This window comes from Streptomyces sp. NPDC047853 (assembly GCF_043204535.1).
Classification (GTDB): Bacteria; Actinomycetota; Actinomycetes; order Streptomycetales; family Streptomycetaceae; genus Streptomyces.
This window is the reverse complement of sequence record NZ_JBIDCI010000001.1, coordinates 632,941-651,336: the sequence shown is the minus strand read 5'-3', so window position 1 is coordinate 651,336 and position 18,396 is coordinate 632,941. Positions and strand designations below refer to the sequence as shown.

Below are 18,396 nucleotides of genomic sequence, written 5' to 3'. Positions count from 1 at the left end.
TCGCGACCGCTGCCTACGGCGCTCACTGCCGCCCAACACACCGAGGGCCGGAACCCTTTCGGATTCCGGCCCTCGGCCTTCAGTAGCGGGGACAGGATTTGAACCTGCGACCTCTGGGTTATGAGCCCAGCGAGCTACCGAGCTGCTCCACCCCGCGTCGATGAAGTGAACACTACGTCAACCCCTCGACCGGAAGCAAATCGCTTCCGCCCCGGCCGCGCCCCGCCCCGCCGGGCTGCGCGGAGGCGCCCGGCGTCAGGCCGACAGCTCCTGCCGCAGCGCGTCCCGCAGCCGGGCCGCCCGTTCCGCCACCTCCCGAGGTCCCAGCGAGACGGCCCGGTCGGCCCACCGCTGCCCCTCGGCCAGCTCGCCCCGCCGCGCGCAGACCAGCGCCAGCCGCAGCGCCGCCCGCCCGTGCCCCGCGTCGGCCGCGCGGCGCCACCACACGACGGCCTCGGGCTCGCTCCCCTCCCGCGCCAGCAGCAGCCCGAGGTTGAACGCGCCGTTGCGGGACCCGGCCTCGGCCGCCTCCCGGTACCACCGTGCCGCCTCCACCACGTCGCCCCGGGCCGCGGCCAGCATGCCGACCCGCACCTGGGCGCGGCGGTGCCCCTGGGAGGCCGCCCGCTCGTACCACTCCTCGCACTCGGACTTCTCGTGCGCCGGCTCGCCCAGCTCGTGGGCGGGCGCGGGCGGCCGGCGGGCGTCGAGCACCGTCGCCAGGCGGTAGGCGGCCTCCGCGCTGCCGCCCCCGGCCGCGCACCGCAGGAACCGCTCGGCGTCGCGTTCGTCCCCGGCACGCAGGCGCGCCATCCCGACCTGCAGGGCCGCCTCCGTGTGCCCGGCGGCCGCGGCCCGCTCGTACCAGCTCAGCGCCGCCCGCTCCTCGTCCCGTCCCGCGTGCAGGATGCCGAGGTTGAATGCGGCGTCCACACTGCCCGCCTCGGCGGCCTTGGAGAACCACGGCTCGGCGCCGGTCTCGTCCCCGCCGCGCAGCAGCAGGATCGCCAGCGCGTTGGAGGCCTCCCGGTGTCCGGCATAGGCCGCCCGGCGGTACCACTGCTCGGCCTGCGTGGTGCGCCCCTGTTCGGCGCAGAGCAACCCGAGGTTGTACGCCCCGTTGTCGTCCCCGGCGTCCATCGCCGCGCGGTACCAGCGCTCGGCGGTCTGTGTCTCGCCGCGCTCGGCGTGCAGCGCGCCCAGGGCGTTGGCGGCGTTGCCGTCGCCGTCCTGGGCGGCCCGCAGCCACCACACGGCGGCGCTCTCGACGTCCCCGGCGTCCCGGAGCAGGAAGCCGAGCGCGCAGGCCGCGCGGGCCTCGCCGTCCTTGGCGGACGTCAGGTACCAGCGCCCGGCCTCCTTCAGCTCGCCGCGCTTCTCCAGGATCGTCCCGAGGTGCAGGGCGGCTCGCCGGTGACCGCGTGCGGCGGCCTGCCGGTACCACTGCTCGGCCTCCTCGGACGCCGGGACCGCCGGCCCGTCCTCGGGGTCCCGGTCCGGCCGGGCGGCACGGTCCAGCGACCGGGCCAGCCGGTAGGCGGCCTCCCGGTGCCCGCGTTCGGCCGCGGCCCGCATCCACCGCTCGGAACCGGCCTCGTCGCCGCGGTGCTCCAACAGGTCCGCGAGCGCGTAGGCGCCCAGCACGTGTCCCTGTTCGGCGGACTGGCACAGCCAGTACTCGGCGGCGGGCTCGTCCCCGCGCTCGCGGAAGTGCCGCCCCAGGGCGTGCGCGGCCGCGGCGGACCCGGCGACGGCGGCGATCCGCCACCAGCCGGCGGCCTCGTCCGCGTATCCGCGCTGGTGCAGCAGGACGCCCAGGTTGTTGGCGGCGGCTCGGTCGCCGGCCGCGGTGGCGGCGCGCAGGTGGGTCTCGGCGCCGTCGAAGTCGCCGCGGCGCAGCAGCATCGCGCCGAGGACACTCATCGCCTCGACGTCACCGGCATCGGCGGCGATCCGCCGGCGCACTTCCTCGGCGGCCTCGTCGGCGACTTCCTGAGCCTCGTCCGCGGTCTCCTCCTGACCTGACGGCTGGGCAAAACGCCCTGTGCCGAACAGATTTGCCATGTCCCCCATAACGTCCATCGTCGCACCACCTGCAACCTGGGTACATCCGGTATACCGCAGCCAGTGAGGTCACTTCAGCGTTTTGTCGACATGCCCACAGGGAGACAAGTCAAACACAGATGGGCCCAACTCCCCTTGGCGGCGCGGCCGTCGCCCCCGTCGGCACATGCGTTCGCACATCACGAAGGCCCGGATTCCTTGTGGAATCCGGGCCTTCGTGGTCGCTCGCACGTAGCGCTCGACTTCAGTAGCGGGGACAGGATTTGAACCTGCGACCTCTGGGTTATGAGCCCAGCGAGCTACCGAGCTGCTCCACCCCGCGCCGTTGTGTTCACCACCGTATCACGGCGCGGGGTGGGCTCTGACCAGGTCGAACGACCGGCCCGTGCGGGGCACGGAGTCGACTCGGGGCAGCGCCGTCAGCCGCTGTCCGAGCCCCCGCCGGCGTCACCGCTCGGTGAGGAGCTGGGACTGGCCTTGCCGCCCTCGCCCTTGTCCCCGTTCTTGCCGCCGCCGCTCTCGTCGGCCTTGGCCTGTGCGTCCTCGGCCCGCCGCAGCGCCTCCTCCAGGTCCTTCTGCGCCTCGGCGTACGCGGCGAGGTCCTTCTGCTCCAGGGCCGTCTGCCCGGCGTCGAAGGCCTCCTGCGCGTCGCTCAGCGCTTCCCGGACCGTCGGGTTGGTGGACGTCGGTGGTGGCTCGGTCGTGTCCTCGCCCTCGTCCGCCGGTGGATCGGTCTCGGCGGCCTGCGCTCCGAAGACCTTGTTGAGGGCCTCGTCGAGGGTGTTCTCGAAGGCGGTGTTGCCCCCGTAGCTCACCAGCACCTTGCGCAGCAGCGGGTACTTGAGGTCGCCACCGCGGACGTAGACCGGTTCCACGTAGAGCAGTCCGCCGTCGAGCGGCACCGTCAGCAGGTTGCCGTACTCGACCTCCGAGTCGCCGCCTCTCAGCAGCCTGATGGACTCGGCGATGTCCTGTTCGGAGTTGAACTGGCTCTGGACCTGTTTGGGTCCGTCGACGGTCGTGCTGGTCGGCAGTTTCAGGATTCTGATCTTGCCGTAGCCCTCCGTCCCCGCTTCGGCGTCGACCGCCATGAACGCGCTGAGGTTGTCACGTCCGTTGGGTGTGAAGGTCGTCGTGAGCGAGAACGCCTGCTGCTGCTGGTCGGGCATCTTCATGCTCAGGTAGTACGGCGGTACCGCGTCGCCCGACTTGTTGGTCGGGTCGTCCGGCACCTGCCACACCTCGCTGCCGCTGAGGAACGTGTTGGCGTCCTTCACGTGGTAGCGCGTGAGCAGCTCGCGCTGGACCTTGAACAGGTCCTGCGGATAGCGCAGGTGCGCCATCAGCGCGCCCGAGATCTCGCTCTTGTCCTTCACCGTGTCCGGGAACGCCTTCATCCAGGTCTTGAGAACCGGGTCCTTGGTGTCCCACTGGTAGAGCTTGACGTCGCCGCTGTACGCGTCGACGGTCGCCTTCACGGAGTTGCGGATGTAGTTGACCTGGTTCTGCTGGGCCACCACCGCACGCGAGTTGTTGTTCGCGGTCAGCGAGTCCGCCGTGGTGTCGCCCAGCGTCGTACGGGACGCGTACGGATAGCCGTTCGTCGTCGTGTAGGCATCGACGATCCACTGGATACGGCCGTCCACCACCGCCGGGTAGGCGTCGCCGTCGATGGTCAGCCACGGGGCGACCGCCTCGACGCGCTCCTTGGGCGTGCGGTTGTAGAGGATCTTCGAGCCCTCGCCGATCGCGCCGGAGTACAGGATCTGCGGCTCGCTGAACGCGGCCGCGTACGCCGCCCGGTTGATCGGGTTGGAGAGGTCGACGCCGCCGTCGCCCTTGTAGCTGAACGTCTTCTCGCCGGTGTCGTCGGAGTAGTCGATCTCCTTCTGGGGACCGCCGACGATCGAGTACGTGGTGGTCTTCTCGCCGTAGTACACCCGCTGCTCGTAGGTGCCGAGGTCGCCCTCGGACGGCAGGTCGGACTCGGTGAACACCGGACGGCCCTCGGGGTCGACCTCGGTGCCCTTGGCCGCGACGACGCCGTAGCCGTGGGTGTAGCGGAAGTGGTTGTTGATCCAGTTCTTCTTCGGGATTCCGGCGAGGTTCAGCTCGCGCAGACCGATGACCGTGTCCTGGTCCTTGCCGTCCTTGGCGTAGCGGTCGACGTCCAGGTTGGTCGGGAACGCGTAGTAGTTACGCATCTGCTGGAGCTGCTGGAACGTGGGCGAGACGATGTTCGGGTCCATGATCCGCACGGAGGCCGCGGCGTCCGCGTCGTCCCGGAGCTTGGTCTTGTCCTTGGTCTCGCTCCTGCCCGGGTACTCGGCGACCTGGGTGCCCTCGATGCCGTAGGCGTCGCGTGTCGCCGTCAGGTTCTTCTCGACGTACGGCGCTTCCTTGGCCTGCTCGTTCGGCTGGACCTGGAACTTCTGGACGAGCGCCGGGTACAGACCGCCGATGAGGATCGCGGAGAGCACCATGAGGCCGAAGCCGATCACCGGCAGCTGCCAGGTGCGCCGCCAGATGGTGGCGAAGAACAGCAGCGCGCAGATGACCGCGATGCAGAACAGGATCGTCTTGGCCGGCAGGTAGGCGTTGGCGTCGACGTACCGCAGGCCGGTCCAGTTGTCGGTCGCCTTGAAGTCGCTGGACTTCACCGCCAGCCCGTACCGGTCGAGCCAGTAGGCGACGGCCTTGAGGGCGACGAAGATGCCGAGGAGCACCGAGAGGTGCCCGGTGGCCGCGGCCGTGGCGCGCGCGCCGGGGCTGGTGACGCGCAGCCCGCCGTACAGGTAGTGGGTGAGCGCGGCCGCGATCACGGAGATGATCACGGCGGCGAAGCCGAAGCCGAGCAGGAACCGGTACCAGGGCAGGTCGAAGGCGTAGAAGGCGACGTCCAGCTTGAACTGGGGGTCCTTCTGCCCGAAGGACACGCCGTTGACCCACATCAGCCAGGTCCGCCACTGACCGGACGCCGAGGCGCCGGCGATCAGGCCGACCAGGGCGGTGATGCCGAAGAGCAGCCACTTCTTGTACGGGGCGATGCCCATCCGATACCGGTCGAGGTTCTGCTGCTCCATCGACATGGCGCTCAGCGGCGGCCGCAGCCGGTGGGCCAGCCAGATGTTGAACCCGACGGCCAGTGCCATCAGCAGGCCGAACACGAAGAACAGCCCGATCTTGGTCCACAGGGTCGTCGTGAACACCGACGAGTAGTGGACCGACCGGTACCAGAGCCAGTCCGTCCAGAAGCCCGCGAACATGATGAAGGCCATGCCGAGCACGGCCAGGACACCGAGTGTCATCAGCAGGGTTCGGACACGCCGGGACGGGCGGCCCACTCTGATCCGCGGCCCCGTCGGGGGGCCTCCGCCGCGGTCCGGCATCTGGAAAGCCAAGGTGCGCACCTCGAAGTTCGCTGTTGATCCGTCAGGCCCTCGGGTTCGCGGGCCCCCCGTGCGCCCCCGTGATCGTGGGCCCACACATATGCAACTTACTCATCGTTTACTCGGTTCCCGATTCGGGCCAGTAACGAGGCAGGATTGTGACCATGTCCAACACCCCCATGGCAGCGAGCCCCCTCACCCGGGCCGTACTCGAGATCGACGAGTACGTCTCCGGCCTCGGCTGGGACCAGCCCGCACGCCTCTTTGCACTTGTCGACACCGCCCGCCTGACGGCGGACCAGCCCTCGCTCGCGGACCGACTCGGTCTGCAGGCCGAGCCGGAGAGCTCCGGCCTGACCCCGATCGAGCAGGACGAGATTCCAACGGACCAGCCGCTCGACGAGTTCCTGGGCACCATCGCCTGGCCCGACGCCGTGGTCGGCTGCGCCCTCGCCGTGGAGCGCCTGATGCTGCCGCCCTCCGCCGAGGCCCAGGTCCCCCAGGGGCTGAACGAGACGAAGCTGGCGCAGTGGGTGGCGGAGCACCCGGACCGCCAGGAGGTCCGCATGACGGTCGCGGTCCTGCGCGACGGCAGCCGCGACTCGGCCCTGCGGCTGCGGGAGAAGGACACGGCCACGGAGGTCCTCACGGGCTCCGACCTGGTGCCGGGTCTGGCCCAGGCTCTGACGGCGACCTTCGAGGAGTAGCGGGGGCCGGCCCCGACGGGACCGGCGACCAGTCGGGGCCCGTCAGCCCTCCGCGCACTTCGGCAGGTCGGCCGTCTTCCCCGAGCGGATGTCCCCGAGCGCGCCGAGGGCGTCGTCGATGGTGTCCACCTTCACGAGGGTGAGCCCGTCGGGGATGTCCTCGGCGGCGGCCGCGCAGTTGTCGGCGGGCGTCAGGAAGTACTTGGCCCCCTTGGCGCGCGCGCCGATGGTCTTCATCCCGATGCCGCCGATCGGGCCGACCTTGCCGTTGTCGTCGATCGTGCCGGTGCCGGCGACGAACGTGCCGCCGGTGAGGTCGCCCGGCGTGAGCTTGTCGTAGATGCCGAGGGCGAACATCAGGCCGGCGCTCGGGCCGCCGACGTCGGCCAGCTTGATGTCGATGGAGAACGGGAACGTGTGGTCGGTTCCCGCGGAGATGCCGACGACGGCGCGCTTCTCGCCCGCGTCGTCGGAGGTCTCGGTGGTGACCGTGACCTTCTCGGTCTTCGTGGGTGCCCGCTTCTCCTTCTCCGCGGCCGCCTGCTCCGCGGCGGGCACGATGGTGAAGACGACGTCCTGTCCGGGCTTGTGCTCGGTCACCAGGTCGGCGACGTCGCCGGGCTTCCCGACGGTCTTCCCGTCCACGGCCTTGATCACGTCGCCGGCGTGCAGCCTGCCCTCGGCCGGGGAGTCCTTGACCACCGTGGAGACGACCACCCAGGACTTCACCGGGATGTCGAGCGCCTTCAGGGCGGCGACCTTGGCGCTCTCCTGGGACTGGCTGAACTCCTCGGCGTTCTCCTGGGTGGCCTCTTCCTCCGTCTTGCCCTCCGGGTAGAGGGTGTCGTGCGGCACCACGCGGTTGTCGTGCGCCAGCCAGCCGTAGACCGCTTCCACGAGGTTCATCTTGTACTCGGCGCTGGTGACCCGGACGGTGGTCATGTTCAGGTGGCCGTCGGCCTCGTAGGTCTTGTGTCCGGAGATCTGCAGCACCGGCTCGCCGTCGTGATCGCCCAGGGTGTTCACCGTCGGCCCCGGGGACATCTCCGAGTACGGCACGGGGATGAACACACCCGCGCACAGGAGCGCGATCAGCATCAGGGTGGAGGCGAGCATCGTCGCGGTGCGGCGTGGCATGGCACGACAGTACGGGACGCGGCTGTCGGAACACCGTCAGGGCGGTGCCAGGTCAGGCGCCCGTACGGGCCCGCTCCATGGCCTCGCGGAACCGGGCGTACCCGTCCAGTTCGGGACCGTCGCCCCGTGCCTTGCGGGTCCGGTTGGCCCAGCTGCCCCACAGACCCGCGCCGACGGCGGCGAACAGCGGAATCAGCAACCAGGCGAGCGCTGCCATGCCGACCTCCCAACCCCATGAGCTCCGCGACTGACTGATCAGCAGATTAACCATCCGCAGTGACAACGCTCACGCCGGGGGTGCGGTTACGCAACCGGAGGTACGCAGGTGACGGTGGTGCCGTCAGCAGGCGCCCACCCACTCCTCGGTCCCGTCGGAGAACGTCTGGTGCTTCCAGATGGGCACCTCGTGCTTCAGGTCGTCGATCAGCTGCCGGCATGCGTCGAAGGCCTCCCCCCGGTGCGGGCAGGACACGGCGACGACGACGGCGAGGTCGCCCACCTCCAGGTCCCCCACCCGGTGGACGGCGGCGAGCGCCCGTACGGGGTGCTTCGCGACGACCTTCTCGGCGATCCGCCGCATCTCGGCCTCGGCGCTGGGGTGGCAGGAGTACCCGAGGCGGTCGACGTCGGTGCCCCCGTCGTGGTTGCGCACCGTCCCCACGAACAGGGCGGTGCCGCCGGCCGCGTCGTCACCGACGGCCCGGAAGACCTCGTCCACGGAGAGGGGGGTCTCCCGGATGCCGATCAGCTTGACGGGGTCCGGGGCGGCCAGCTCGCCCGGGTGGTCGCTCGTGGTTGCCATGCGTCCATCGTGCCCCACGGCGCGGACGGCGCGGAATAGCGTCATCACCCGGCACGCGCGCGTACCGCTTTGGAGCCTTCTACAGGGGACCGGTCCCTGGCGGGCCGGGCGGTACCCGCTCAGATGCGGCGTCGCGCCTTCCGCGCCCGTCGTACCACCGCCGCCGCACCCAGCAGCGCCACCGTGGCTCCCGCGGCGCCCGCCGCCGTCGCGTCCTTGCGGCCGAGGCGCCGCCCGGCGACGGTGTGCCGCCCGGAGACCTCCTCGAGCAGCTCGGCGAGGACCTCCTCGTTGGTGTACTTCGGCCGCCATCCGGCGTCGTGCAGCCGGCTGCCGCTCACCACCCAGGGGTACATCGTGTACGCCAGGTCACCGGCCGGTGAGGGTGTCAGCCCGATCCGGTGCAGCCGGGCCGCCGCGCCGAGCGCGACCGCCGAGGGCAGCTCCATCCGCCGGACCCCGCTGAGCTCCTCGACCTCCTCCTGCTCCAGCCATCCGTCGCACCCGACGGCCAGTTCCCCCTCGGCCTTCTCCAGGACGGCGTACTCCAGGGCGCTGCACAGATCGTCCACGTGGCAGAACTGCCAGGCCGGCCGCGACCCGGCCACGACCAGCAGCCGAGGCGACTCGAAGTACCTGGTCAGCGCGGTGTCTACGCCTCCGACCAGGACCGCCGGGCGGACGACGGTCACGTTCAGCCCGGGGTGCGCCCGCGGGGCGCGCCGCGCGAGACGCTCGATCTCCAGCAGGTCCCCGACACCCGTCGCCTCGGCCGTGGCGCGCAGTTCGGCGTCCTCGGACAGCGGCAGCTCGTTGTCCGGGAGGGCTCCGTAGACCATCGCGGAGGTGCACAGCACGACCCGATGCACGCCGGCCGCCGCGGCCGCGGTCAGCACCGTCTGTGTCCCCCGGACGTTGTAGGCCGTCCGGGCGGCCGCGTCCGTCTCCAGATCGAGGTCGAGCGCCAGGTGCACCACCACGTCCGCGCCGCGCAGCTTCTCGGCGATGGCGGGGTCCCGCACGTCCAGGATCTGCCACTGCGCCGCCGCGCACTCCCCCCGCCGTTCGTCGATGGCCACGACCTGTCTGACCTCGTCGGACGCGGCGAGCCGCTCGGTGAGCAGCGCCCCGACCCCGGAGGCGGCACCGGTGACCGCGACCACGGGTCCCCGCGCGCCGGGGCGGGTGGAACTGGTTGACTGGTTTCGCGCTGCGCGAACCTGCGGATCTGGGGAACTCACCGGGCGTCTCCAGCGGTTGTCTTCAGTACGGGCGCGCTCGACGCGTACGTACCAGGTGGCATCCATCCTGCCGCAGGCCGCCAGTCGGCGAAGCACCGAGGCCCGAACCGCCCCAGGTGTCTACGCTGGGTGTGAAAGTCGGGCAGCCGTGCCGCCGGAAAGAACCGGCGGCCCTACCAGCCGAGGAACCCCGTGAGTGACACCCCATTCGGATTCGGCCTTCCGCCGGAGGAGCCGGACGACGGCGACGAGGGCAAGAAGAAGGACCAGCAGGGCGGCGGTGGTCAGGGACCGGCCAACCCGTTCGGATTCGGGATGCCCGGAGCCGGAGGCTTTGGCGGCCCCGGTGCGGACAACCCGTTCGCTGCCATGTTCGGTTCCATGAACCCCACCGATCTGGGCGCCGCGTTCCAGCAGCTCGGCCAGATGCTCTCCTACGAGGGCGGCCCGGTGAACTGGGACATGGCCAAGCAGATCGCCCGCCAGACGGTCTCCCAGGGCACGCCGGACGGCACCAAGGACGCCAGCGTGGGCCCCGCCGAGCGCAATGCCGTCCAGGAGGCCGTGCGCCTGGCCGACCTGTGGCTGGACGACGCGACGGCGCTGCCGTCGGGTGCGGGCACCGCGGTGGCCTGGAGCCGCGCGGAGTGGGTCGAGGCGACCCTGCCCGCCTGGCGGGAGCTGGTCGATCCGGTCGCCGAGCGCGTCGGCACCGCCATGGGCGATGTGCTGCCGGAGGAGATGCAGGCCATGGCCGGCCCGCTGATCGGCATGATGCGGTCCATGGGCGGCGCCATGTTCGGCACCCAGATCGGTCAGGCCGTCGGCGTTCTGGCCGGCGAGGTCGTCGGCTCGACCGACGTGGGCCTGCCGCTCGGCCCGGCCGGGAAGGCCGCCCTGCTGCCGGTGAACATCGAGGCGTTCGGCAAGGACCTCGGCGTGCCGCAGGAGGAGGTGCGGCTGTATCTCGCCCTGCGCGAGGCCGCCCACCAGCGCCTCTTCGCCCATGTGCCGTGGCTGCGCTCGCACCTGTTCGGCGCGGTCGACGGCTATGCCCGTGGGATCAAGGTGGACACGGCCAAGCTGGAGGACGTGGTCGGCCAGTTCGACCCGCAGAACCCCGAGCAGCTGCAGGAAGCACTTCAGCAGGGCATGTTCCAGCCGGAGGACACGCCGGAGCAGAAGGCGGCGCTGGCCCGGCTGGAGACGGCGCTCGCCCTGGTCGAGGGCTGGGTGGACGCCGTGGTGCACGCCGCCGCCAAGCCGCGCCTGTCCTCCGCCGACGCGCTGCGCGAGACGCTGCGCCGCCGTCGCGCCTCGGGCGGTCCGGCGGAGCAGACGTTCGCCACGCTGATCGGTCTGGAGCTGCGCCCGCGCCGGCTGCGGGACGCCTCCCGTCTGTGGGCGTCGCTGACGGACGCGCGCGGTGTCGACGGCCGGGACGGCCTGTGGGCCCACCCGGACATGCTGCCGACCGCGACCGACCTGGACGACCCGGACGGCTTCGTCCACCGTGAGCAGCTCGACTTCTCCGAGCTGGACAAGATGCTCGGCGAGGCGGCCGGCAAGCCCGACCTGAAGAAGAAGGACGGGAACGGGCAGGACGGGAACGGGCAGGACGACAAGGATCACGGCGGGACCGGGGCCGACGGCCGGAGCGACGACGCCGAGTGAGCCTTCACGACGACGCGGTCCTGGTCCTCAAGGGGTACGAGGGCCAGGACGCACTGCGGCAGGTCTACCTGGACCACCTCGCCACGCACCCCGACGGTCTGTGGAAGGCCTGCGGGGACGGGCACATCACGGCGAGCGCCCTGGTGATCGACCCGTCGCGCGGACGGGTGCTGCTGACCCTGCACAAGAAGTTGCGCATGTGGCTGCAGATGGGCGGTCACTGCGAGCCCGTCGACCGGACCCTGGCGCAGGCGGCCCTGCGTGAGGGCACCGAGGAGTCCGGCATCGCCGGGCTGACCCTGCTCCCCGGAGGTCCGGTCCGGCTCGACCGGCACCACACACCCTGCGCCTGGCATCTGGACGTCCAGTATGCGGCGGTGGCCGCGGACGGGGCCGTGGAGGCGATCAGTGACGAGTCCCTCGATCTGCGCTGGTTCCCGTACGCCGAGGTCGCGGACGTGGCCGACGAGTCGGTCGTACGCCTGCTGGAGGCGACCCGGGCGCGGCTCTGACGTGTGAGGGGTGACCGCGTGTGCGATCACCCCTCACCGGGCCGTCGGCCGGCTGTGCGCTCAGCTCCAGACGTTGCCCTGGTTCTGACCGCGGGCACCCTGCTGGCCCATGCCGTACTGCGCGGACAGGCCCGAGCCGAGCTGCGCGTTCTGCGGCGGCAGCAGCTCGCTGGGCTGGACGAGCGCGAAGCCGCTGCCCATGAAGCTCAGCTCCCAGCCCTCGCCGGTGTTGCCCCGGCGCCGCCACACCCCGGACGAGTGTGTCTGGGCCTGCATCTGCACACGCAGGCCGGTGGACCAGGCGACGATCGCGTCGGCGTCGCAGTTGACGAACTTGTCGGGCGTCACCTGCATGAGCAGCGGGGCACCCGAGGTCATCAGGGCGACCCTGCCCCGGCCGGTGATGTTGAGCTGGTACTTCCCCGAGCCGGAGATGCCGTACAGGCTGTCGACCGCGATCACCTCGTGGTGCAGGGACGAGTCCATGGCCAGTACGTAGCTGCTGTCGACGGTGAGACCGTCCTGGTCGACGTCCATCACGTGGATGTGCTGGGCGAGGTTGGCGAAGAAGACCGTGCCCTGCCCGTGGCAGCGCATCAGGTCCAGGCCCTCCCCCGTGTGCGCACGCGCGCGTGACTGGTTGCCGCTCTGGTACTCGGCGTCGAACTCGACGAGGCCCTGGTAGGCGACCATCGTGCCCTTGCGGGCGAGTACGTCGTCGTGGCCCTGGAGGGCGACGCGGAGCATGTGCTTGTTCTGCAGGCTCCAGGCTTCCTGGGTCTGCTGGTCGTTGTAGGCGAAAAGCGGGCTCTGCATGGTGTTCTCGCTCCCCCTCAGCCCCGTGCCCGGAGGCGGTCGGTGCTGTCCTCGCTGGGCTGGACGACGACGATCCCCTGACCGGAGAAGGCCATCTGGTAGGCCTCGCCACTGCCGCGGCCGATCAGCGACTGCGCCTTGAAACTGCGCTTGCCCTTCACCTTGAGGTTCGGGGACCAGGCGACGAGCGCGTCCGGGTCGACGTACGTCTCGTCCTCGCCACCACCGCAGTCGACGACGATCGGCTTGCCCCGGGAGGTGAGCGCCACCCAGCCCTGGCCCGAGATCTTGGTGTTCCACAGGCCCTGGCCGGCGAACTTCGCCAGCCCCTTGACCCGCTCGACGCCCCACGTCAGGTGCGCGTCGAAGGCGAGCAGGTTGGTGGCGTTGACGGAGATCCCGTCGCCGTTGAGGTTGATGACGACGACGTTCGCGCCGTAGTCGGCGAGGTAGAGCAGGCCGTCGCCGGAGCACTTCATCAGGGGCGCGCCCTCACCGGTGGCCCAGTCGCGGGCGATCTGGCGGACGGCGGGCGGGTTGGGCTCGTACTGGACGAAGCCCTCGTAGGCGACCATCGAGCCCACGCGCGCGAGGAGGTCGTGTCCGGTCTGCATGGCGACCTTCAGCATGTGGTTGCCGTGGTTCTCCATGCGGGCGGTGACCGGTGCGGGAGCGTAGCCCGCGAGCGGCTGGTTCATGTCGGGCTCTCCCTCAGATCTCGTACGGCTGGACGACGACGAAGTTGCCGGGCGCCGCCCGGAACTGCAGGTTGACGCTCTCGCCCGTGTCGCCCGCGTAGGAGTTGCGGCGCATCCGCACCTGGCTGGAGACGACCACCTGGGCTGCGGCGGACCAGGCGACGACCGCGTTGCAGTCGGCGAAGGTGGTGGGCGTGACCGGCAGCACCACGGGCACGCCGTGCGTCTTGACGACGATGGTGCCGGTCCCCTGGAACTGCATCGTGAAGAGCGCGCCTCCGGGGATGCCGTGCCCCTCGATGCGGCGGACCTCGTACTGGAGGCTCTCGTCGAAGGCGAGGACGTTCTCCGCGGAGACGCAGATGGCGTCGCCCTGGAGCTCGAGGGGGTGCAGCATCGCGGAGTTGTCGGCGAGGAAGACCTGTCCCTTGCCGGTGCAGCGCATCAGCTGCATCTCCTGGCCGGTGGCGTTGCCCACGACCCGGCCGGCGAATCCGGCGCCCTTGTAGCTGAAGTCGACCTTCCCCTGGTAGAGCACCATGCTGCCCTGCCGGGCCAGCACGGGCTGGCCTTCGGCGCCGAGGTCGACGCGGACGAGCTTCTTGTTCTGCTGGGTCCAGCGCTGCCCGGTCGCCGTCTCACGGAACTGCTGCAGCGCGGCCGTCACACCGGCGCCGTGCGGTGCGCCCTGCGGGATTCCCTGCGGGGCACCTTGTGGCGCGCCGTGGGGGGTTCCGTAGGGGGCCTGCTGGGCGTAGCCGGGAGGTGGGGTCGGCTGGCCGGGCTGGCCGTACCCGGGCGGCGGGGGCGGGGCCTGCGGGGTGTGCGGCTGGCCGTACCCGGGGGGCGGCGGGGCGGTCTGGCCGGGGACCTGACCGTACGGCTGCTGCTGACCGGGCGGACCCGGCTGGCCGTAACCCGGCGGCGGGGGCGGGGGCGGCACCGGGGAGCCGCCCGGCGGGGTGTTCATGGGGGCGACGATGGTCTGCGCGGCGTGCACGCCCGGGCCGGGCGCGGGGGCCGGGGGCGGAGTGGCGCCCGGCGGTGGGGCGAAGCCCTGCGGGGCGGGCTGCGGTGCGGGAGGAGGCGGGGCCGCCGCGGGGGCGGGTGCGGCGGGAGCACCGAAGGCCGGGGGCGCCGCGGCCTGGGCGGGCGGGGCGAACCCCGGCACCGCGCCGGCCTGCGGCTGCTGCGGCGCGGGTGCCTCCTCCTCGGCCACCTCGCCGCCGAAGTTCCTCAGCAGCGCGTCGAGCCCGCCGTCGAAACCCTGTCCGACGGCGGCGAAGCGCCAGACGTCCTTCATGTAGAAGTCGCCCAGCATCACGGCACGCTCGGTGGAGAACTCCGAGCCGCTGAACGGGTACCGGGCCACCTCCTCACCGCCCGCGACGATCCGGATGTATCCGGAGGACACCTGGGACATCTGCCCGGCGCCGTCGATCGTCGCCGTGAAGGAGAGCTTCCGGATCTGCGGCGGGATCCGGTCGAGGGTGACCCGGAACGACTCCGTGTCGCCCGCTTGGGCGCCCAGGAGCTGGATGGATTCCTCGGGGGTCTTCGGCTGGTTGAAGAACACGAAGAACCGGTCGTCCGACAGCCGCTCCTCGGCGTCCAGACCGAAGCAGCTGATGTCGAAGCTCAGCCCGGGGCCGGAGATCTGCACGCCTACGTACAGATCCGTGCCCGCGGTGAGGTCACTGATCCTGGCCTTGTGGCCGCGTTGGAATTCCCTGGCCATGCGTTACGACCGTCCCCCATCCGAAAGTAAGTGCGTCGCGCCAGGCTAACGGCTGTCCCGGACACCGGAAGGTGTCGGTACAGACCCGGTACAGAACCCGTGCCGGGCCGTGTCGGACACCTGACGGGGCGCCTCTGGAGGTGCGCTATTCGTTGCGGGCGCCGGGCACGTGCGGCAGACGGTCGGCGGCGACCACACCCTCGAGATAGCCCCGGGCCCTTTCGGTCCGCGGATACGCCTCCAGCAGCCGCCAGAAACGGGGCCCGTGCCCGGGGACGAGCAGATGCGCCAGCTCGTGGAGGAGGACGTAGTCGACCACGTACTCGGGCATGCCCTGCAGGCGGTGCGACAGCCGGATGCTTCCCTCGGACGGCGTGCACGAGCCCCAGCGCGTGTTCTGGTTGGTCACCCACCGTACCGAGGCGGGCCGGGCCCGCCCCTCGAAGTACTGGCCCGACAGTCGCTCCGCGCGCTCGGCCAGCTCGGCGTCGCCGAGGACGCGTTTGCTCTCCTGGGCGGCCAGCTTGTCCAGCATGACGCTCACCCAGCGCCGCTCCTCCGCCTCGGACATGCGGGCGGGGATCAGCACGACGGTGCGGTCGCCCTCGCGGTACGCGGAGACCGTCCGGCGTCGCCGGGTGCTCCTGCGGACTTCGATCGCGCTCGTCCCCGAGCCGTTCGGCGGCGGATTCGTCGGTGTGCGCTGGGACGCCCCGGCGCGGTGCAGTGGGTCGGCGGACACGCCACGACGTTACCCGCTGCACACGGGGAAGTCCCGGCTCCGGGAGGGTTCGGCGCCGATCCGCTGCCTCTCCTGTGAGGTGGACGACTGATTCGTACGACGAATACCCACCGCCTGTGGACAACTTTCGACGGCCGATCACGGATCCGGGCATGCTGGCACTCGCCGACAGATTCACGACTGATCCGACAAACCGGTACGCGTCCGACCGCGGCCGGGCCGACGGTGTCGCTCGACCACCTGCGAAGACCTACGGGGGACCAGGCATGCATCCGATGGTGAAGCCCGCGCTCAGGCGCGGCTGGCGCGACCTGAACACCGTGCAGTTCGGGATGGCGCCGGCGCACGCGCTGACGCTCGGCCCCGTGGACACCGCGACGGGCAGCTTCCTCGAACTGCTCAACGGCACCCGCGGGCCGAAGCTCCTGCGCGAGGAGGGGCGCCGCATGGACCTGCCGGACGGGCACGTCGACCGGGTGCTGGACCGGCTGGCCGAGGCCGGGCTGCTCGACGACTCCCGGGGCGGCGGACCGGACGCCGACGCCCTGCGGGAGCAGAAGGAGGTCCTCGACCGGCTCCGTCCCGATCTGGCCTCCCTGTCCCTGACCACCTCCGAACCGGGTGACGCGATCAGGCACCTCGCGGCCCGGCGGTCCCACCGGGTGCGGGTCATGGGCGCGGGGCGGGTGGGCGCGGTGCTGTCCGCCCTGTTGTCGGGTGCCGGTGTCGGCGGGGTCGAGGTACTCGACGGCGGATGTGTCGAGCCGGAAGACGTCGCCCCCGGCGGGCTCCCCGCCGAGTCCGTCGGCGACCGCCGGGACGAGACCGCCCGCCGTGTCGTCCGCCGCGCCGCCCCCGGCCGACCACCGCGCAGCGGTTCCACGCCCCCGGCCGGGGAGGCCGCTTCGGGATTCTCCCTGGTGGTCGTCGCCCCGCGCGACGATGTCGCGGTGCACGCCCCCGACCCCGCCGCCGCGGAGTCCCTGATGGCCTCGGGTACGCCCCATCTGTACGCCGGGGTCGTGGAGGGGACCGGCGTCGTCGGCCCCCTCGTCCTGCCGGGCGAGACCGGTTGTGCGGGCTGCCTGCACGCGGAGCGCGCCGACCGGGACCCGGTCTGGCCCCGCCTGGTCGCCCAGTGGCGCTCCGGCACCCGGCCGCGGGTGCGTGCCTGCGACCTCACCCTCGCCACGACGGTCGCCGGGCTGGCCGCGGCCCACGCGCTCGCCTTCCTGGACGGCCGGACCCCCTCGAGCGCCGGCGCGCGATGGGAGGTCTCGCTGCCCGGCCTGCGGTGGCACACGCACCCGGTCCGGGCTCACCCCGCGTGTCCGTGCGGTGCCGCCGGAAAAGGTGGGCAGGAACACACCTCCGACTACGGGGAGCGGCGCGCGACAATGGCTGGGCAAGGGCCGTCAGCGGGAGTACGCCGTAAGGCAGTACCGGCGCGGCCGGCTGTGACTTGGAGGGCGCATGTCTGATCTTCCGCGCAAGGCGGTCACCCGGACCGCCAAGCTCGCCGCGCTCCCGCTCGGCTTCGCCGGGCGGGCCACCTGGGGGCTCGGCAAGCGCATCGTGGGCGAGTCCGCGGAGATCGTCGGCCAGCAGTTGCAGCAACGCACCGCGGAGCAGCTGTTCAAGGTGCTGGGCGAGCTGAAGGGCGGGGCGATGAAGTTCGGGCAGGCCCTGTCCGTCTTCGAGTCGGCACTGCCCGAGGAGGTCGCCGGCCCCTACCGGGCGGCGCTGACCAAGCTGCAGGAAGCGGCACCGCCGATGCCGACGCGCACGGTGCACGGCGTGCTGGCGGAGCGGCTCGGCGAGGACTGGCCCGACCTGTTCCTGGAGTTCGAGGACAAGCCGGCCGCGGCCGCCTCGATCGGTCAGGTGCACCGGGCGGTGTGGCACGACGGCCGCGAGGTGGCGGTCAAGGTGCAGTACCCGGGCGCCGGCGAGGCTCTGCTCTCCGATCTGAACCAGCTCAGCCGTTTCGCCCGCCTGCTGGGCCCGTTGGTCCCCGGCATGGACATCAAGCCGCTCATCACGGAGCTCAAGGACCGGGTCTCGGAAGAACTGGACTACGACCTGGAGGCGCAGGCCCAACGGACGCACGCCGAGGAGTTCGCGGACGACCCGGACATCGTGGTCCCGGACGTCGTCCACCAGTGCGAGCAGATACTGGTCACCGAGTGGATGGACGGCATCCCGCTGTCCGAGATCATCGCGGGCGGTACGCCGGAGCAGCGCGACCGGGCCGGTCAGCTCCTGGCCCACTTCCTCTTCTCGGGGCCGGCCCGCACCGGGCTGCTGCACGCCGACCCGCACCCCGGAAACTTCCGGCTGCTGCCCGGCGGACCGGACGGCGAGGACGACTGGCACCTCGGCGTCCTGGACTTCGGCACGGTCGACCGCCTCCCGGGCGGTCTGCCCGAACCCATCGGCTCGGCCCTGCGCATGACCTTGGACGGAGAGGCCGACGCGGTCTACGAGATGCTCTGCGCGGAGGGCTTCGTCAAAGAGTCCATAGAGCTGGAGCCCGACGCCGTCCTCGACTACCTTCTGCCGATCATCGAACCGGCACGCGTCGACGAGTTCACGTTCACCCGTGGCTGGATGCGGAGCCAGGCGGCCCGGATCGGCGACCCTCGCTCCCCGGCGTACCAGTTGGCCAAGCAGCTCAATCTGCCGCCCGCCTACCTCCTGATCCACCGGGTGACCTTGAGCACCATCGGGGTGCTGTGCCAGCTGGGGGCGACGGTGCGGCTGCGCGACGAGCTGGAGGAGTGGCTCGTCGGGTTCCTACCCGAGGACGAGGACGAGGCAGCGGGGGATGCGTACGAGGTGGACGGGACGGCGGCGGAGGCGTGAGCCTCCACCGC

The 18,396-nt window shown here is 71.4% G+C and carries 15 protein-coding genes and 2 tRNA genes; 5 read left to right on the top strand and 12 right to left on the bottom strand.

Annotation, left to right across the window (positions count from 1 at the left end; translation table 11 throughout):
* Positions 1-83 precede the first annotated feature (83 nt).
* The 4 genes from ACGF5T_RS03020 to ACGF5T_RS03005 all read right to left on the bottom strand — a co-directional run bounded on the left by ACGF5T_RS03020 (position 84) and on the right by ACGF5T_RS03005 (position 5,453).
* A tRNA-Met gene (locus tag ACGF5T_RS03020) sits at positions 84-157 on the bottom strand.
* A gap of 98 nt (positions 158-255) precedes the next feature.
* Positions 256-2,073, bottom strand: coding sequence for a tetratricopeptide repeat protein (locus tag ACGF5T_RS03015; RefSeq protein ID WP_356604395.1), 1,818 nt, complete (start codon positions 2,071-2,073; stop codon positions 256-258).
* Positions 2,074-2,312: 239 nt separating this feature from the next.
* Positions 2,313-2,386, bottom strand: a tRNA-Met gene (locus tag ACGF5T_RS03010).
* A 97-nt stretch (positions 2,387-2,483) separates the two neighbouring features.
* Positions 2,484-5,453 carry a UPF0182 family protein gene (locus ACGF5T_RS03005; protein WP_356604732.1) on the bottom strand — a complete coding sequence of 990 codons (2,970 nt, stop codon included), beginning with the start codon at positions 5,451-5,453 and terminating at the stop codon, positions 2,484-2,486.
* 164 nt (positions 5,454-5,617) lie between these two features.
* Between ACGF5T_RS03005 and ACGF5T_RS03000 the strand changes: the two genes are divergently transcribed.
* A complete protein-coding gene (locus tag ACGF5T_RS03000; RefSeq protein WP_356604393.1) occupies positions 5,618-6,160 on the top strand; it encodes a PPA1309 family protein in 543 nt (180 codons plus the stop codon).
* Between the two features lie 42 nt (positions 6,161-6,202).
* Here the strand turns inward: ACGF5T_RS03000 and ACGF5T_RS02995 are convergent, their stop codons facing one another.
* The 4 genes from ACGF5T_RS02995 to ACGF5T_RS02980 form a co-directional block, all read right to left on the bottom strand.
* On the bottom strand, positions 6,203-7,297 hold the full coding sequence (locus ACGF5T_RS02995) for a PDZ domain-containing protein (RefSeq protein WP_366766115.1): 1,095 nt from the start codon (positions 7,295-7,297) through the stop codon (positions 6,203-6,205).
* A gap of 52 nt (positions 7,298-7,349) precedes the next feature.
* Entirely contained in the window at positions 7,350-7,514 is a 165-nt protein-coding gene (locus ACGF5T_RS02990) for a hypothetical protein (RefSeq protein ID WP_356604389.1), read from the bottom strand.
* Positions 7,515-7,637: 123 nt separating this feature from the next.
* Positions 7,638-8,099 (bottom strand): molybdenum cofactor biosynthesis protein MoaE, encoded by a 462-nt coding sequence (locus ACGF5T_RS02985; protein ID WP_356604388.1) that lies wholly within the window; start codon positions 8,097-8,099, stop codon positions 7,638-7,640.
* A 119-nt stretch (positions 8,100-8,218) separates the two neighbouring features.
* Positions 8,219-9,340 carry an SDR family oxidoreductase gene (locus tag ACGF5T_RS02980; RefSeq protein WP_366766114.1) on the bottom strand — a complete coding sequence of 374 codons (1,122 nt, stop codon included), beginning with the start codon at positions 9,338-9,340 and terminating at the stop codon, positions 8,219-8,221.
* Positions 9,341-9,532: 192 nt separating this feature from the next.
* Between ACGF5T_RS02980 and ACGF5T_RS02975 the strand changes: the two genes are divergently transcribed.
* Complete coding sequence (locus ACGF5T_RS02975) at positions 9,533-11,014, top strand: zinc-dependent metalloprotease (RefSeq protein WP_366766113.1); 1,482 nt, start codon at positions 9,533-9,535, stop codon at positions 11,012-11,014.
* A complete protein-coding gene (locus tag ACGF5T_RS02970) occupies positions 11,011-11,526 on the top strand; it encodes an NUDIX hydrolase (protein WP_356604382.1) in 516 nt (171 codons plus the stop codon). Before ACGF5T_RS02975 ends, ACGF5T_RS02970 begins: the two co-directional genes overlap by 4 nt.
* Positions 11,527-11,586: 60 nt before the next feature.
* Here the strand turns inward: ACGF5T_RS02970 and ACGF5T_RS02965 are convergent, their stop codons facing one another.
* The 4 genes from ACGF5T_RS02965 to ACGF5T_RS02950 all read right to left on the bottom strand — a co-directional run bounded on the left by ACGF5T_RS02965 (position 11,587) and on the right by ACGF5T_RS02950 (position 15,520).
* Positions 11,587-12,342, bottom strand: coding sequence for an AIM24 family protein (locus ACGF5T_RS02965; RefSeq protein WP_356604380.1), 756 nt, complete (start codon positions 12,340-12,342; stop codon positions 11,587-11,589).
* Between the two features lie 17 nt (positions 12,343-12,359).
* Complete coding sequence (locus ACGF5T_RS02960; RefSeq protein WP_356604378.1) at positions 12,360-13,040, bottom strand: AIM24 family protein; 681 nt, start codon at positions 13,038-13,040, stop codon at positions 12,360-12,362.
* Positions 13,041-13,053: 13 nt separating this feature from the next.
* Positions 13,054-14,778 (bottom strand): TerD family protein, encoded by a 1,725-nt coding sequence (locus ACGF5T_RS02955; RefSeq protein ID WP_366766111.1) that lies wholly within the window; start codon positions 14,776-14,778, stop codon positions 13,054-13,056.
* A gap of 145 nt (positions 14,779-14,923) precedes the next feature.
* Positions 14,924-15,520 (bottom strand): M48 family metallopeptidase, encoded by a 597-nt coding sequence (locus ACGF5T_RS02950; protein ID WP_356604375.1) that lies wholly within the window; start codon positions 15,518-15,520, stop codon positions 14,924-14,926.
* Positions 15,521-15,786: 266 nt separating this feature from the next.
* On the opposite strand from ACGF5T_RS02950, the gene ACGF5T_RS02945 reads away from it, so the two are divergent.
* Both ACGF5T_RS02945 and ACGF5T_RS02940 read left to right on the top strand, forming a co-directional pair.
* The gene (locus ACGF5T_RS02945) at positions 15,787-17,001 is read left to right on the top strand and encodes a TOMM precursor leader peptide-binding protein (RefSeq protein WP_366766110.1); all 1,215 of its coding nucleotides are present in this window, start codon (positions 15,787-15,789) and stop codon (positions 16,999-17,001) included.
* A complete protein-coding gene (locus ACGF5T_RS02940) occupies positions 16,994-18,385 on the top strand; it encodes an AarF/ABC1/UbiB kinase family protein (RefSeq protein WP_366766109.1) in 1,392 nt (463 codons plus the stop codon). Before ACGF5T_RS02945 ends, ACGF5T_RS02940 begins: the two co-directional genes overlap by 8 nt.
* Positions 18,386-18,396: the final 11 nt, after the last annotated feature.